Below are 13,657 nucleotides of genomic sequence, written 5' to 3'. Positions count from 1 at the left end.
TCACCGGGAATGCCGAACACATACTCGACACCTTCGTTTTCCAGGCATTGCACAACGACATCGGCGGCCTTGGCCATTTGGGGTACTACCTCAAAATCTTTGTGGGATTGCAGCTTTATTTCGCTGCGTGACTGAGATGTTGCAGGATGTCTCAGTGGCGCGCATCGTAGGCCCTCTGGTTAATAATAATAAATATATTGTTATGATGCTTAGCATCACAGTTCGTTATGAATGGTAGAGCCCCTCAATGAACCTCAAGGCATTGCGCTGCTGCGTCGAGATCGTACGCCAGGGCAGCTTCACCAAGGCTGCGCAGCATTTGCACATTGCCCAGCCGGCGCTGAGCATGGCCGTCACCCGTCTGGAAGAAGAGCTGGGCGTGACCCTGTTCAACCGCACCACGCGCAAAGTCATCCTTACCGCCGAGGGCGAACAGTTCCTGCCACGCATTGCGTCGGCGTTGCGCGAGATGGATGTCGCCCGGCAAGAACTGCGCGACATGGCCGACCTGAAACGCGGCGAAGTGCGCCTGGGCATCCCGCCCATGTTCGGCCTGCACTATGTACCCGGGTTGATGAACGCCTTCCGCCAGCTGTATCCAGGCATTGCCATGACCGTATTCGAAGGCAGTGCCGAGGACATTGGCCATCGTCTGGAGCAACGGGAAATCGACCTGGCACTGCTGGAGTCCAGGCGAGTGCCGCCCGACAAGGAATCGATTCTGCTGGGCAGTGACGAGATGCTGGCGTGTATGCACCCCGACCACCCTTATGCCGGCAAAGCCTTCCTCACGGCGCAAGACCTGCGCAATACCGACATGGTCGTGTTCGACCGCACGTTCGTTCAACGTCACCTACTGGACGCCTTCTTCGCCGAACACGGGATTACTTACCAAGTGGCGTTGCAGAGCAACTTCGTCTCACTGGTGGTGCAGGCCGCGCTGGACAACATGGGCGTGGCAACCCTGCTGCGCTCGGTCCAGCAGCGCACGCCGGGTATCGTCGGGGTGCCGTTCCGGCCGGCGCAGCTGATGAGCTTCAGATTGTGTTGGCGCTCGGGGGAATACCTGTCGCTGGCCAGCAAGCGGTTCATCGACTTTGCTGCGCAGATGAATTACCTGGAGCGGTGAGGCTCGCCTGTTCCGGCCCTTTCGCGGCTAAAGCCGCTCCCACAGGTACAGCGTAAATGTTGGGCACCCGCAGTCCCTGTGGGAGCGGCTTTAGCCGCGAACACCGGCAAAGCCGGTGCCAGACCGACGCGCCAGTGCCTATGGGAGCGCAGTTTTCAACGCCAGATGGGCGATCACCTGCTCAGCCGCCCGCCCCAGGCAGCCCTTGAAAAAGTGGTTGGCACCTGCATAAACCGACACCGCCCGTTGCCCCGGGCCAGCCCATTGCAACAGGTTGGCCAGCGGCGCCATTTCATCCTGTTCGCCATGCAGCAGCAGGCAATCCGCAGGCACCGGCAATGGCTCGTAATATCGCCCGCCCGGTACATCACCTACCGGCAGCCCCAGCAACGCCACTGCCTGCAACTGGCCTTCAAGCGCACAGGCCACACGGGCGAACACATAGGCACCAAAAGAAAACCCGACCAGGGCTACCGGTAGCTCAGGCAACTCCCGTCTGAAGTGACGGATGACCGCGATGCAGTCTTGCGCTTCGCCGATACCCTCGTCGTGCGCACCTTGGGTCTGCCCTACCCCACGGAAACTCGGCCGCACCACCTGCCAACCGGCTGCGCACAGTTGCCGCGCCAGGGTCAGCGGCACGATATGGCGCGGGCTACCGCCGAGCAGCGGTTGTGGGTGACTGACCAGCACCACCCCCTTGGGCGGCCCGGCAGAGTAGTCGATCAGCAGCTCGATCTGGCCGGCCGGCCCATCGATAAGCAACGGGTTACGTGGTGCATCCGACATCGTTTTCGTCCTTGCTAGCCAAATGAGTGGCGCCTGATCACGCCGTTTGCCGCGGGAGGCCATGCACCACCAGCAACACCAGCACGACACTGGTCAATGCCAGGGCCGAGAGCGTTGCCAGTACCCCCGTCGCGCCGAAGTGCTGGAACAGATAACCGCCCACCAAGGGCGTCAGTGCCTGGCCAATCAATGATGGGCGCGACATCTTGCCCATCAGCGCAACATACTGGGCAGGCGGCATCAGGGCCAGCGGCAGCAGCCCCCTGACAATGGCGCGCAGACCATTGCCACAGCCATACAGCAGCAGGCCCAGCGCGGTCATCCCCGGCGCCACGGCCACCAGCGTCAGACCTACAGCAACCAGCACTGATGATACCAGCGCAGTCCATATCGGGTGGCGCTTGCCGGCGATGATCTGCAGCACCCGCGAGGCCACTTGACTTGGCCCAAGCAAGGCACTCAGGCCAATGGCAGCCGCCAGCGAATGGCCCTGGCCCTGCAGGACCGCCACCAGTTGCACTGAAACGGCAGTCATGATGATCGCGCCAATGGCGAAGATTGCGGTCAGCAGCCAGTAAAGGCGGCGGTGCACGGGCTGATCTGCCACCGCCGTCATGCTCTGGGCCTTCTGCCGGGGCTGGCCTGCGGGCAACACCCAGAGGTAAAGCGGCGCCACGGCAACGATCAGCACCAACGCATAAGCCATGCAGGCCGTGCGCCAGCCCAGTTGCTCGATGGCGAGGGCGAGTACCGGCCAGGTCACGGTAGTGGCAAACCCTGAAATCAGAGTGATGCCCGTAATCGCCCGTCCCGCCCGTTCGGCATACAGGGCACCGAGGGTGGCAAATAGTGCTTCGTAAAGCCCCATTGCCATCCCCGCGCCAATGATCACCCAGGCCAGCAGGAATACCTGCAGGCTGTGGCAGTTGGCAACCACCAGCAAGCCCAGCCCCACTACCGCGCCGCTGGCGGCCAGTTGCCAGCGCCCGCCATAGCGCGCCACCAGGCGGCTGCACAGCGGCGCCAACAACGCCGACACCATCAGGGCCAGCGACAGCGCCCCATACACCCAGCCGCTGTCCCAGCCGGTCTCGTGCAGGATTGGCTTGCCCATCACCGCCAGGAGGAAGAACGAACCACCCCACACCAGGATTTGCAGCAGGCCCAGCCAGAAAATACCCAAGGGCCCGGGAAAACGTACGCCAGCATTCACGACAGCAGCCTTATCCACCAAGCGGGCCGGATGTCGGCGCACGCAGGTGGCAGTCTAAAAGAGCAGGCGTATGGCTTGCCACAACATCCCGGCATTTCAGTTATGCGCGCAGTAGACAGCTTAAAAAACGGGTGGAGTACATTTGTACGCACGCTTGTGGCCCGGTAGCAATCTGGTGGGCATTCACTGGCAGATGTCAGGGTGCAACCTCCGTAATTGCCAAAACAAATTTGATATTTGTTGCGATTCCACAGGTTCTTGCCTGCGCTTCGCCTCCCTACAATGACCCCACAACAACAAACGAGCCCAGCTCCGTGAGGCACGACCCCATGTACAGAGACCACATCGTCAAACCGCGTGCGACCGATAAACCGGCATTCATGGGTTTGGTCGCCGCTGTGATATTCGCCACCGCCCTGGTCTGTGGCGTGGGTGACGGTAGCCTCGCCCGGCTGATGGGCCCGATCGTACTCGACCTGCAGGCACCGCTGCTGCGTAACGCCGCAGTGGCCGGCACCTTGGCGGTGACCCTGGTACTGAACCTGTTCATCCTTGGCCGTTTTCCGTTACGGGCCCAGGTGATCACGGTCTGGTGTGAGCTGTTGCTGCTGTTCCTGCTGTTCTTCGACACCTTCGACCTGTCTTACAGTTTCATCGCCAGCAAGGTCGGCTTCATGATCACCCAAGGGGTGTTCACCACCGTCTACGTGTCCACCCTCTCCATCGCCATCGCCTTTGTTCTGGCGCTGTTGGGGGCTACTGCCCGGCTGTCGTCCAACGGTTTCGCCATCGCCATTGCCAGCTTCTACACCTCGTTCTTCCGCGGTGTGCCGCTACTGATCCAGATCTACCTGATCTACCTCGGCATCCCCCAGCTCGGCTATGTGGTGGGCGCCGTGCCGGCAGGCATCCTGGCGTTGTCGCTGTGCTACGGCGCTTACATGACGGAAATCTTCCGCGCCGGTATCAGCAGCATCCCGCGCGGGCAATGGGAAGCGTCGCGGGCGATCGGCCTGACGCCCTTCCAGGCCATGACCCGGGTGATCCTGCCGCAGTCGATGCGGCTGATCATTCCACCTACCGGCAACCAGTTCATCTCCATGCTCAAAGACAGCTCGCTGGTGTCAGTGATCGGTGTATGGGAGCTGATGTTCCTCGCCCGCACCCAGGGCCGTGCGGAGTTCCGCCACTTGGAAATGCTGATCACCGCTGCCGTCTTGTACTGGGTGCTGTCGATCCTGCTCGAAACCGTGCAATCGCGCCTGGAAAAACGTTTCGACCGCGCCCACCGTTGATCGAGGAACCCCCTGATGAACCAGCCTTTTACCCCCGCTGCCGGCCAGGCCGCCGTGTCAATTCGCGGCTTGCAGAAATGGTACGGCGAGTTTCATGTGCTCAAGGGCATTGACCTGGAGATCGCCAGCGGCGAAATCGTGGTGGTCTGTGGGCCTTCCGGCTCGGGCAAATCCACGTTGATCCGGTGCCTGAACCTGCTGGAAGACTTCCAGAAAGGTCAGGTGCAAATCGCCGGCAACCCACTGAACCGTGATGCGGCAAGCGTCGCCGCCATCCGTCGCCAGGTGGGCATGGTGTTCCAGCAGTTCAACCTGTTCCCGCACCTGACCGTGCTGGAAAACCTGATGCTCGGCCCGCGCCTGGTCAGCAAGCTCAGCGCGCCAGAGGCCCGCGCCCTGGCGCTGGAGTATCTGCACCGGGTGCGTATCGCCAGCCAGGCCGACAAGTTCCCCGGGCAGCTTTCCGGCGGCCAGCAACAACGTGTGGCCATTGCTCGTGCGCTGTGCATGAAGCCGCGCATCATGCTGTTCGACGAACCGACCTCGGCGTTGGACCCGGAAATGGTCAAAGAGGTGCTCGACGTAATGGGCGAGCTGGCCAAGGACGGCATCACCATGCTTTGCGTTACCCACGAAATGGGCTTCGCCCGCCGGGTGGCCGACCGCATCATCTTCATGGACCAAGGCCAGGTAATCGAACAAGGCCGGCCCGACGCGTTCTTCGACAACCCTGGCCATGCGCGCGCCAGGGAGTTTCTCTCGCAAATCCTCAGCCACTGAGCCTGTGTCTACCGCTGTGCCAATACCACAACAACAATTGCATGCCCGGAGACTTTCCGTATGAACCCAGTCGCTCGCTTGTTTGCCCTTACCGCCGTTGCCGGCTGCCTGACCTTGATGACAGGCGCCGCGTGGGCCGGCGCCACGCTCGATCGTATCCACCAGAGCAAGGTCATGAAAGTGGCCACAGCCGCCAACTGGCCACCGCAGTCATTTCTTGGCGAGGACAACACCCTCAAGGGCTTCGACATTGATGTGGCCAACGAGATTGGCAAGCGCCTGGGCGCCAAGGTGGCGTTTGTCACCCCGGAATACGGCATCATCACCGCGGGGCGCTGGGCAAGCCGCTGGGACCTGTCAGTCGGCTCGATGACCCCCACCACCGAGCGGGGGCGGGTGCTCGACTTTCCGGCCATTTACTACTACACCCCGTATGTGTTCGCGGTGCACAAGGACGCCGCCGGCGCCAGCGCGGCCGACCTCAATGGCAAGACCATCGGCGTTGAAGCTGGCACCACGTCCGAGGACTATATCAACCGTCGGCTGAAAATCGACGCCGCGGACGTGCCCGCGTTCAGCTACAGCGTGGAGCCGGGCAACGTGCAAACCTACGGCGACAGCATGGGCCCGCTGGACGACCTGCGCATAGGCAACGGCACCCGCCTGGATGCCACCCTGTCTGCACTGCCAACCATCATGGGCGCGATCAAGGCCGGTTACCCGGTTGCCCCGGTGCAGGGCAAGCCCGCCTACTACGAGCCCCTGGCCATCGCCACCGACAAGGGCGACGACGCCTTCAACGCTGAACTGGCCAAGGCCATCGACGACATGAAGGCCGACGGCACGCTGAAACAGCTGTCGGAAAAATGGTACGGCGCCGACCTTACACAAGTGCAGTAACGCCATTACCCGCAAGCCTGCGCCCTTTACTTGAAGGGCGTACGGCCCCCCCATGCCCGCAAAACCTGCAGCGCCCCGTAAAAGGATGACCCAGCCGATGGCCAGCTACAGCAACAACTACTATACCGGGACCATGCGCCCTGCCCCCCAGCGAGCCGGGTTGGCCGGTGAGACCCGGGCAGATGCATGCGTGATTGGCGGCGGCCTGGCAGGCCTGAGCGTGGCCCGCGAGCTGCTGGCGCGTGGGCGCTCGGTGGTGTTGCTGGAGGCGGCACGGGTGGCCTGGGGCGCCTCTGGGCGCAATGGCGGCTTTGTGTTGCAGGGGTGGTCCGAGGGGCTGTCGGCGATCGAGCGGCGTTGCGGCAAGCAGACCGCCGCCGCCTTGTTCCGGCTCTCGCTGGAGGGCGTCGATATCGTCCGCGACACCATCGCCCGCCACCAGTTGCCAGGCTGCGCCGCCACCACCGGCAAGCTGAGCGTGGTGCGCTACGACGACGCCGACAACCTGCAGCGCACCCGCGACCGTATGGCCCGCGACTTCGATTTCAACCTGGAATACCTGGATACACAGGCACTGCGCAGCCGTCTGAACACCGACCGCTACTTCCAGGGGTTGCGGGACAGCCATGGTTTTCACTTCCACCCACTGAACTACTGCCTGGGCCTGGCCGAGCTGGTCGAGCTGGCCGGTGGTCGCATCCACGAACAGTCGCCGATGCTGCGGGTAGAGCGCAGAGCCGGCAGTCATCGCGTGATCACCGCCGACGGCGCGGTGACCTGTGCCGATGTGGTGTACTGCTGCGGTGGCTACGGCGGCCCGGAGTTCGGCCAGCTGCGCCGGGCGTTCCTGCCGATTGCCACTTATGTGGTGCTGACCGAACACCTGGGTGAGCGCCTGCGTGACGTAGTACGTACCACGGACGCAGTCGGCGACAACCGCCGCGCCTCCGACTACTACCGCATCGTCGAGGGTGACCGCCTGCTGTGGGGCGGCCATATCACCACGCGCAACCTGCAGGACGAACAGCGCCTGGGTCAGTTGCTGACCCGTGACATCCTCAGCGTGTATCCACAGTTGCAGGGTTTGAAAATCGCCAAGGCCTGGTCCGGGCTGATGGGTTACGCCCGCCACAAAATGCCGCACATCGGCCCCCTCGGTCCAGGGCTGTGGGCTTGTACTTCATTTGGGGGCCATGGTATGAACACCGCACCTGTGGGCGCCCGGGTTGTCAGCGAAGCAATCTGTGGCGAAACCGACCGCTACCGCCTGTTCGACGCCTATGGCCTGGAATGGAATGGCGGGCCGTTCGGACCCGCTGCGGCGCAAACGGTGTATGCCGGGCTGAAGCTGATGGACAGGTTCCAGGAAGCCCGCGCGCAGTACCACAACTAGAACAAACACCAGGAACCACCATGGACGCCCTCCCACCCGGCGCGCTGTTCAAACTGACTGAGAAGGACCGGCAATTGCTCGGGCTGCTGCAGGCCAACGCCCGTGAGCCCACCGCCTCGCTGGCGCGCAAGCTGGGCGTGTCTCGCTCGGCGGTACAGGAGCGCATCAACCGCCTGGAAAACGCCGGGGTGATCACCGGCTACAGTGTGCGAATCGACCAGGACAAGCTGCAGCAGGTGATCAACTGCTTCACCATGACCTCGTGCAGCAACAAGAGCTACACCGATGTGATGACCACCCTGCGCAAAATGGACGCGGTGCAGGCGGTGTATGCGGTGTCGGGCGAGATGGACTTCATTATCCACCTGACCACCCATACGCTGGGCGAGCTCAATGCCGAGCTGACCCGCATCAACATGATCAAGGGGGTTACGCACACGGCTTCGCACATTGTCATGGAAACCAAGTTCAGCAAGAAGCTGACCGTTTAAACGCTCCCCAGCCAGGCCGCCGATGCCCCCACAAGCTGCTCAGGTTCCTCGACGTTGCCGGCAAATATTGACTATGATCCCGCCTTGAACGTTTCAGCATGTTTCAAAAGGGATACAGATGTCAGTTCCGCAAATACCCCCTCTCCCCGGTAAAGGCACCGTCGCGAAGATGGAAGCCGCCATGGCGCTGGGCAGCTTTGCCATCGGCACCGGCGAATTCGCCATCATGGGCCTGATGCCCGACATTGCCAACAACCTGCAATTGAGTGAGCCCCAGGTGGGGCATGCCATCAGTGCCTACGCACTGGGGGTGATGGTTGGCGCCCCGACACTCGCGATTCTGGGTGCGCGGCTGCTGCGCAAGCACATGTTGCTGCTGCTGATGGCACTGTACGCCCTTGGCAACCTGGCTACCGCTTTCGCCCCTTCGTTCAGCAGCCTGGTTGCCTTCCGTTTTATCAGCGGCCTGCCCCACGGCGCCTACTTCGGCATTGCCGCAGTGGTGGCATCCAGCATGGTGGCCAAGGACCACCGAGCGGGTGCCGTTGCACGGGTGATGATGGGCCTGACCTTGGCCATGCTGCTGGGCAACCCGCTAGCCACGTATCTGGGCCAGTACTTTGGCTGGCGTTCAGCGTTCGTGCTGGTTGGCGCCATCGCGCTGTGCACCATCGCCCTGGTATGGCGCTTTGTGCCCCAGCGCCACGACGAAGTGCGCAGCGACCCACGCAAGGAACTGCAAGCCTTCACCCTCCCGCAGGTGTGGATGGCGCTGGCCATCGCGTCGATCGGCTTTGCCGGCATGTTTACGGTATTCAGCTACCTGGCGCCGACCATGCTGCAGGTGACCCAGGTATCGCCCCAGTGGATTCCGTTCGGCCTTGCGGCGTTCGGGGTGGGCGGCATCGTCGGCAACATTGCCGGCGGCAAACTGTTCGACCGCCTGCAGTTCCGCGCCGTGGGGCTGGTGCTGGTGTGGTCGATCGCCGTGCTGCTGTTCTTCACCATTGCCGCCCAGGCACTGTGGAGCCTGCTGTTGGGCATCGGCCTGGTGGGTACCATGATCGCACTGGCAGCGCCATTGCAGATCCGCCTGATGGACATTGCCCATGAAGCGCCTAGCCTGGCAGCTGCGTCGAACCATGCAGCGTTCAACCTGGCCAATGCGCTGGGGCCATGGCTGGGTGGCATGGCGATTACCGCGGGCATGGGCTGGACCAGCACTGGCTATATCGGCGCGGCAACTGCGCTGGTTGGCCTGGGCATCTATCTGGTGGCACGACGCATGAAAGGCGGCCACTGAGGCCAGCCACGTGGGGCTGCAAAGCAGCCCCAAAATCTCCAACCCGCCGCAATCTACAGTGCCCCCCGAAAACGCTACCCTACCCCCTTCACACAAGCCACTGCCGAGCCCTTCATGTTCGATTGGGAAGACCTGCGTCATTTCTCTGCCTTCACCTCGGCCGGTTCGCTGTCCGCCGCCGCCAAGGCCTTGGGCGTCGACCACGCCACCGTGGCCCGGCGCATCGCTTCGCTCGAAGCCTCGCTCAAGCTCAAGCTGGTTGACCGGCGCCCCCGCGCCTATGTGCTCACCGACGAAGGCCGACGCGTTGCCGAACTTGCCGAGCAAATGACCCTGTCCTCCTTCGCCCTAGAACATTTCGCCAGCGCCGGCCAACAGGCGGTGGAAGGCGAGGTGGTGCTGTCGGCACCACCGGCACTGCTCGGCAGCATCGTCGCCCGACGCCTGGGCGAGCTGTACCAGCGCTACCCACGGTTGCGCCTGAAGCTGGTGGGCAGCAAATCAAAGGCATCTCTGGCCCGCCGCGAAGCTGACATCAGCATCACCCTGGCCAGGCCGACAGAACCGACCCTGGTGGCCAGCCTTCTGGGCCACCTGGACTACCGGTTGTACGCCTCGCCCGGCTACTTGGCCAGTGCAGCGGCACGACGCTACATCGGTTACGACGAATCCCAGGCCAACTCACCGCAACAGCAATGGCTGAACCGCCAGGCCGGCCAGCAGCCGTTCGCACTGCGCAGCAATGACCTGCGCATCCAGGCTCAGGCCTGTGCCGGCGGCATCGGCATCGCCTGCCTGCCGGCGTTCATGGCGCAGGAGCACGGCCTGAAGGACGCCGGCAGCGCCGAACAGACCATGAGCATCGAAATCTGGCAAGCAGTCCATGAAGACGTGCGCGCCACCCCACGGATCAAGGCCGTTACCGACTTCCTTCAGCAACAGGTGCGGCCACTGCTACGCTTGTGAATTTTTGCGTAATGCACGTGCACTAATGCGGAATTTTCGCGCAGGCGGGCCAGCGTTAGTCTCCCCCCATCACTAACGCCCCCCGAAGGAGAAAACGATGCAATACGTAAAGCTGGGTAACACCGGGCTGGACATTTCCAGGCTGTGTCTGGGCTGCATGACCTTCGGCGAACCCGACGCCGGCACGCATCCCTGGACCTTGGGCGAAGCCGCCAGCCGCCCCATCATTCGCCATGCCGTAGAGCAAGGCATCAACTTCTTCGACACTGCCAACAGCTATTCTGCCGGCACCTCGGAAATCATCGTCGGGAAACTGTTGAAGGCATTCACCCGCCGGGAAGAAACCGTGATTGCCACCAAGGTGTTCTTCCCTGCCAACATGTGGGAAGGCGCCAGCCGGCCCAATGAGCAAGGCTTGTCGCGCAAGGCGATCATGGCCAGCATCGACGCCAGCCTCACCCGCCTGGGTACCGACTACGTCGACCTGTACCAGATCCACCGCTGGGACTACCACACCCCCATCGAGGAGACCATGGAAGCCCTGCATGACGTGGTCAAGGCCGGCAAGGCACGCTACATCGGTGCTTCATCGATGTACGCCTGGCAGTTCGCCAAGGCACAGCAGGTGGCGGCCAGCAACGGCTGGAGCCGTTTTGTGTCGATGCAGAACTACCTCAACCTGATCTACCGCGAGGAAGAGCGCGAGATGATCCCACTGTGCCTGGACCAGGGGGTGGGGCTGATGCCCTGGAGCCCGATGGCCCGCGGGCGCCTGACCCGGCCGCACGGGCAGCAGACAGCACGCACCCGCAGCGATGTATCCGGCCAGTCGTTCTATGAAAAGACCGAGGTGGAAGACGGCCGAGTGATCGATGTCGTCGAACAGATCGCTGGCGAACGGGGTGTGCCGATGGCCCAGGTTGCGCTGGCCTGGGTACTGGGCAAGACCGGCGTTAGCGCCCCTATCGTCGGGGCCTCGAAGCCCGCCCATCTGGACGATGCACTGGGCGCGTTGTCACTGCAGCTGAGCGAGACCGAGGTGGCGCGCTTGCAGGCCCCTTACGTTCCCCACGCCGTGACCGGCTTCAAGTAGGGCGGTTTTGCGGCAGCTCGATGCGCACGCGCAGGCCGCCGCTGGTTGCGGCCAGCGCGGTAATGCTGCCGCCATGCAGGACAATGGCCCGCTGGGCAATCGCCAGGCCCAGGCCAAAGCCATCGTCGCTACTGTCGGTGCCGCGGTCGAACGGCTCGAAGATACGCTTCAGACGGGCCGGGTCTACCCCCGGACCGTGGTCGCTGACACTGACCTGAAGCCATTGCCCGCCCGGCGCCAACACAGCGCTCACCAACACTTCTGTGCCGGCGGCGGTATAGCGAACAGCGTTGCGGATGATGTTCTCGAACGCCCGGTACAGCAGCTCTTCATGCCCCAGGATGAGAAACGCCCCTTGGGCTTGCAACGTTACCTGGCACCGCTTCATGCCCGCTTCAAAACGGGCGTCTTCAACGATCTGCGCCAGCAACTCTGTCACATCTACACTGGCAAAGGCGCCGTCGCCCTGCCGAGCCTGGGCGCGGGCCAGGGTCAGCAGTTGCTCGATCAGGTCGTCCATGCGCCGTGATTCGCGCTCCACCCGCTGCAGCATGTCGTGTCGGTCAGGCTGCTGACGCATCAGGCCGATGGCGGCATGCATGCGGGTCAGCGGAGAACGCAGTTCGTGGGAAATATCGTGCAGCAGGTTCTGCTGCGCCTGTACCAGGGCCTTGAGCTGGCCGGCCATGCGGTCGCAGTCCCCGGCCAGTTCGACGATCTCGTCGCGCCGTTTGCCCAACCTGGGTTTTACACGCACATCGAACCTGCCTTGGGCCACCTGCCCCATGGCTTCACGCAACCAGGCCAATGGGCGAGTCAGGTAAAGGCTGCACAGAAAGGCAAACAACGCACTCATCAGCGTGCCGGTCACCAACGGGCCCATGCCACGCGGGCGCGGCGGCTCGCCAAGCGCCGTAGCCACCGACGCACGCAACACCAACGGGCGGCCTTCTCGGTCGCTCAACGCCTGCTCGAAACGCGACACCGGCACCGCCCTGCCCGCCAGCAGCTGGCCCTGGCTGTCATATAGGCCCACTCGCACATCCGGCGGCTGCGGTGACACCTCCAGCAGTTGCCGACCGGCCTGCTCGCCGTAACGCTGCAGTAACTGCAGTTCTGTGGCCAGCAGCGAACGCAGCGCCGGGGTATCACCGCGCCAGTCATTGAGCATGAAGGCCCCCGCCCCCACCAGGAAGGTCAGGCAGTTGGCCAGCCAGAACGCCAGGAACAGCTTCCAGAACAGACGCCGACGCATCATTCGACAATCAGCATGTAGCCCATGCCACGCACGCTCTGGATCCAGCTGCTGCCATCGGCCCGCGGGCCGAGCTTTTGCCGAATGCTGCTGACGTGCACGTCGATGCGCCGGTCATAACGGGTCAACGGCCGCCCCAGGGCATTGAGGGACAGGTCCTGCTTGCTGACCAACTGACCAGCCTGGCGAGCCAACGCTTCGAGCAGGCTGAATTCCGAGCCCGTCAGCTCCAGCGTGGCTTGGCCCCAATGCGCTTCACGACGTCCTGGCCACAGCTTCAATGCGCCCGTGCGCACCTGTTCGGGCGCACTGCCCTCGCCTGTCGGTTGCGGCTGCACCCGGCGCAGTATCGCCCGCAGGCGTGCAACCAGTTCACCCGGGGAGCTGGGCTTGGGAACATAGTCATCAGCCCCAAGCTCAAGGCCGGCAATACGGTCGATATTGTCGCCACGCGCGGTCAGCAGCAGCACCGGCACCTGGCTGCGCGCACGCACGCGCCGCAGCACTTCGATGCCAGAAATACCCGGCAGCATCACGTCCAGCACCACCACCTGGAAGTGACCGGACAATGCCTGGGTCTCGCCCTCTTCACCCGTGGCCACCGCCGTGGCCTGGAAGCCTTCGCGTGCCAGGTACAAAGAGAGCATTTCAGTCAGTTCGCGGTCGTCGTCGACCAGCAGCACAGGGATCATCGGGGCCAGACATCGCAATTTCAGGGGCTGTAATGATCGCCCCGCCGGCCAGTACTGTCACCGCCGGCTGGTCGGACTTTACACATCTTTACCCTTGGCTAACCGCGCCGTACACAGCCCGCCCGTATCCTCGTCGCCCGCTGCCAGCGGGTTGCCCGCGCTTGCTCCCCTTCGAATCCGCTTGTCTGGAACCCCTGATGAACTACCCGCGCCTGTTGCTCTCCATCCTGTTGCTGAAAGCCTCGCTGGCCCATGCCTGCGCTTTCAGGATCGCCGACATCCGCGTCAACGGCCTGCAGCGGGTGTCCGCTGGCAGTGTTTTCGGTGCCTTGCCGCTGAACGTCGGCGACCAGGCCGA

Annotated in this window: 14 protein-coding genes and 1 pseudogene; 10 read left to right on the top strand and 5 right to left on the bottom strand. The window is 63.2% G+C overall.

The annotated features are described in order from the left end of the window. The coding region (locus LU684_RS30915) for a hypothetical protein (protein WP_148101364.1) at positions 1-77 on the bottom strand (77 nt) is incomplete at its 3' end. 170 nt (positions 78-247) lie between these two features. Here LU684_RS30915 and LU684_RS29995 point away from each other — a divergent pair. Further along, positions 248-1,129, top strand: a complete 882-nt coding sequence (locus tag LU684_RS29995; RefSeq protein ID WP_016486794.1) for a LysR family transcriptional regulator — start codon at positions 248-250, stop codon at positions 1,127-1,129. A 138-nt stretch (positions 1,130-1,267) separates the two neighbouring features. On the opposite strand, the gene LU684_RS29990 is transcribed toward LU684_RS29995, so the two are convergent. Both LU684_RS29990 and LU684_RS29985 read right to left on the bottom strand, forming a co-directional pair. Next, positions 1,268-1,918, bottom strand: coding sequence for an alpha/beta hydrolase (locus tag LU684_RS29990; RefSeq protein ID WP_232895336.1), 651 nt, complete (start codon positions 1,916-1,918; stop codon positions 1,268-1,270). Positions 1,919-1,955: 37 nt separating this feature from the next. Next, positions 1,956-3,080, bottom strand: coding sequence for an MFS transporter (locus LU684_RS29985; protein WP_060519948.1), 1,125 nt, complete (start codon positions 3,078-3,080; stop codon positions 1,956-1,958). Between the two features lie 380 nt (positions 3,081-3,460). Here LU684_RS29985 and LU684_RS29980 point away from each other — a divergent pair, with 380 nt between their 5' ends. The 8 genes from LU684_RS29980 (at position 3,461) to LU684_RS29945 (ending at position 11,352) form a co-directional block, all read left to right on the top strand. Continuing rightward, on the top strand, positions 3,461-4,426 hold the full coding sequence (locus LU684_RS29980) for an amino acid ABC transporter permease (RefSeq protein WP_232895335.1): 966 nt from the start codon (positions 3,461-3,463) through the stop codon (positions 4,424-4,426). 15 nt (positions 4,427-4,441) lie between these two features. Beyond that, positions 4,442-5,206, top strand: a complete 765-nt coding sequence (locus LU684_RS29975; RefSeq protein WP_016486790.1) for an amino acid ABC transporter ATP-binding protein — start codon at positions 4,442-4,444, stop codon at positions 5,204-5,206. A 60-nt stretch (positions 5,207-5,266) separates the two neighbouring features. Further along, positions 5,267-6,106 (top strand): ABC transporter substrate-binding protein, encoded by an 840-nt coding sequence (locus LU684_RS29970; protein ID WP_016486789.1) that lies wholly within the window; start codon positions 5,267-5,269, stop codon positions 6,104-6,106. A gap of 97 nt (positions 6,107-6,203) precedes the next feature. After that, positions 6,204-7,499 (top strand): NAD(P)/FAD-dependent oxidoreductase, encoded by a 1,296-nt coding sequence (locus tag LU684_RS29965; RefSeq protein WP_232895334.1) that lies wholly within the window; start codon positions 6,204-6,206, stop codon positions 7,497-7,499. A 20-nt stretch (positions 7,500-7,519) separates the two neighbouring features. Continuing rightward, positions 7,520-7,990, top strand: coding sequence for an Lrp/AsnC family transcriptional regulator (locus LU684_RS29960; RefSeq protein ID WP_016486787.1), 471 nt, complete (start codon positions 7,520-7,522; stop codon positions 7,988-7,990). 118 nt (positions 7,991-8,108) lie between these two features. Then, a complete protein-coding gene (locus LU684_RS29955; RefSeq protein WP_016486786.1) occupies positions 8,109-9,293 on the top strand; it encodes an MFS transporter in 1,185 nt (394 codons plus the stop codon). Between the two features lie 114 nt (positions 9,294-9,407). Beyond that, positions 9,408-10,259 carry a LysR family transcriptional regulator gene (locus tag LU684_RS29950; protein WP_016486785.1) on the top strand — a complete coding sequence of 284 codons (852 nt, stop codon included), beginning with the start codon at positions 9,408-9,410 and terminating at the stop codon, positions 10,257-10,259. 97 nt (positions 10,260-10,356) lie between these two features. Further along, on the top strand, positions 10,357-11,352 hold the full coding sequence (locus LU684_RS29945; protein WP_016486784.1) for an aldo/keto reductase: 996 nt from the start codon (positions 10,357-10,359) through the stop codon (positions 11,350-11,352). On the opposite strand, the gene LU684_RS29940 is transcribed toward LU684_RS29945, so the two are convergent. Together LU684_RS29940 and LU684_RS29935 are read right to left on the bottom strand one after the other, a co-directional pair. Beyond that, positions 11,345-12,610: a sensor histidine kinase gene (locus LU684_RS29940; protein ID WP_232895332.1), complete on the bottom strand. Its 1,266-nt coding sequence runs from the start codon at positions 12,608-12,610 to the stop codon at positions 11,345-11,347. The genes LU684_RS29945 and LU684_RS29940 overlap by 8 nt on opposite strands. Then, the gene (locus LU684_RS29935) at positions 12,607-13,299 is read right to left on the bottom strand and encodes a response regulator transcription factor (RefSeq protein ID WP_016486782.1); all 693 of its coding nucleotides are present in this window, start codon (positions 13,297-13,299) and stop codon (positions 12,607-12,609) included. The genes LU684_RS29940 and LU684_RS29935 overlap by 4 nt, the downstream gene beginning before the upstream one ends. A 197-nt stretch (positions 13,300-13,496) precedes the next feature. On the opposite strand from LU684_RS29935, the pseudogene LU684_RS29930 reads away from it, so the two are divergent. Continuing rightward, positions 13,497-13,657, top strand: a pseudogene (locus tag LU684_RS29930) (hypothetical protein); the annotation flags it as partial.

It is taken from the genome of Pseudomonas sp. NMI542_15 (assembly GCF_021283425.1).
GTDB classification, from domain to species: domain Bacteria; phylum Pseudomonadota; class Gammaproteobacteria; order Pseudomonadales; family Pseudomonadaceae; genus Aquipseudomonas; species Aquipseudomonas fortuita.
This window is presented reverse-complemented; position numbering and strand designations above follow the sequence as displayed.

Coding starts and splice junctions, on each gene's coding strand:
- LU684_RS29940 (WP_232895332.1), bottom strand. CDS start 12,610: ATGATGCGTCGGCGTCTGTTCTGGAAGCTGTTCCTGGCGTTCTGGCTG.
- LU684_RS29995 (WP_016486794.1), top strand. CDS start 248: ATGAACCTCAAGGCATTGCGCTGCTGCGTCGAGATCGTACGCCAGGGC.
- LU684_RS29980 (WP_232895335.1), top strand. CDS start 3,461: ATGTACAGAGACCACATCGTCAAACCGCGTGCGACCGATAAACCGGCA.
- LU684_RS29955 (WP_016486786.1), top strand. CDS start 8,109: ATGTCAGTTCCGCAAATACCCCCTCTCCCCGGTAAAGGCACCGTCGCG.
- LU684_RS29975 (WP_016486790.1), top strand. CDS start 4,442: ATGAACCAGCCTTTTACCCCCGCTGCCGGCCAGGCCGCCGTGTCAATT.
- LU684_RS29945 (WP_016486784.1), top strand. CDS start 10,357: ATGCAATACGTAAAGCTGGGTAACACCGGGCTGGACATTTCCAGGCTG.
- LU684_RS29950 (WP_016486785.1), top strand. CDS start 9,408: ATGTTCGATTGGGAAGACCTGCGTCATTTCTCTGCCTTCACCTCGGCC.
- LU684_RS29965 (WP_232895334.1), top strand. CDS start 6,204: ATGGCCAGCTACAGCAACAACTACTATACCGGGACCATGCGCCCTGCC.
- LU684_RS29990 (WP_232895336.1), bottom strand. CDS start 1,918: ATGTCGGATGCACCACGTAACCCGTTGCTTATCGATGGGCCGGCCGGC.
- LU684_RS29935 (WP_016486782.1), bottom strand. CDS start 13,299: ATGATCCCTGTGCTGCTGGTCGACGACGACCGCGAACTGACTGAAATG.
- LU684_RS29960 (WP_016486787.1), top strand. CDS start 7,520: ATGGACGCCCTCCCACCCGGCGCGCTGTTCAAACTGACTGAGAAGGAC.
- LU684_RS29970 (WP_016486789.1), top strand. CDS start 5,267: ATGAACCCAGTCGCTCGCTTGTTTGCCCTTACCGCCGTTGCCGGCTGC.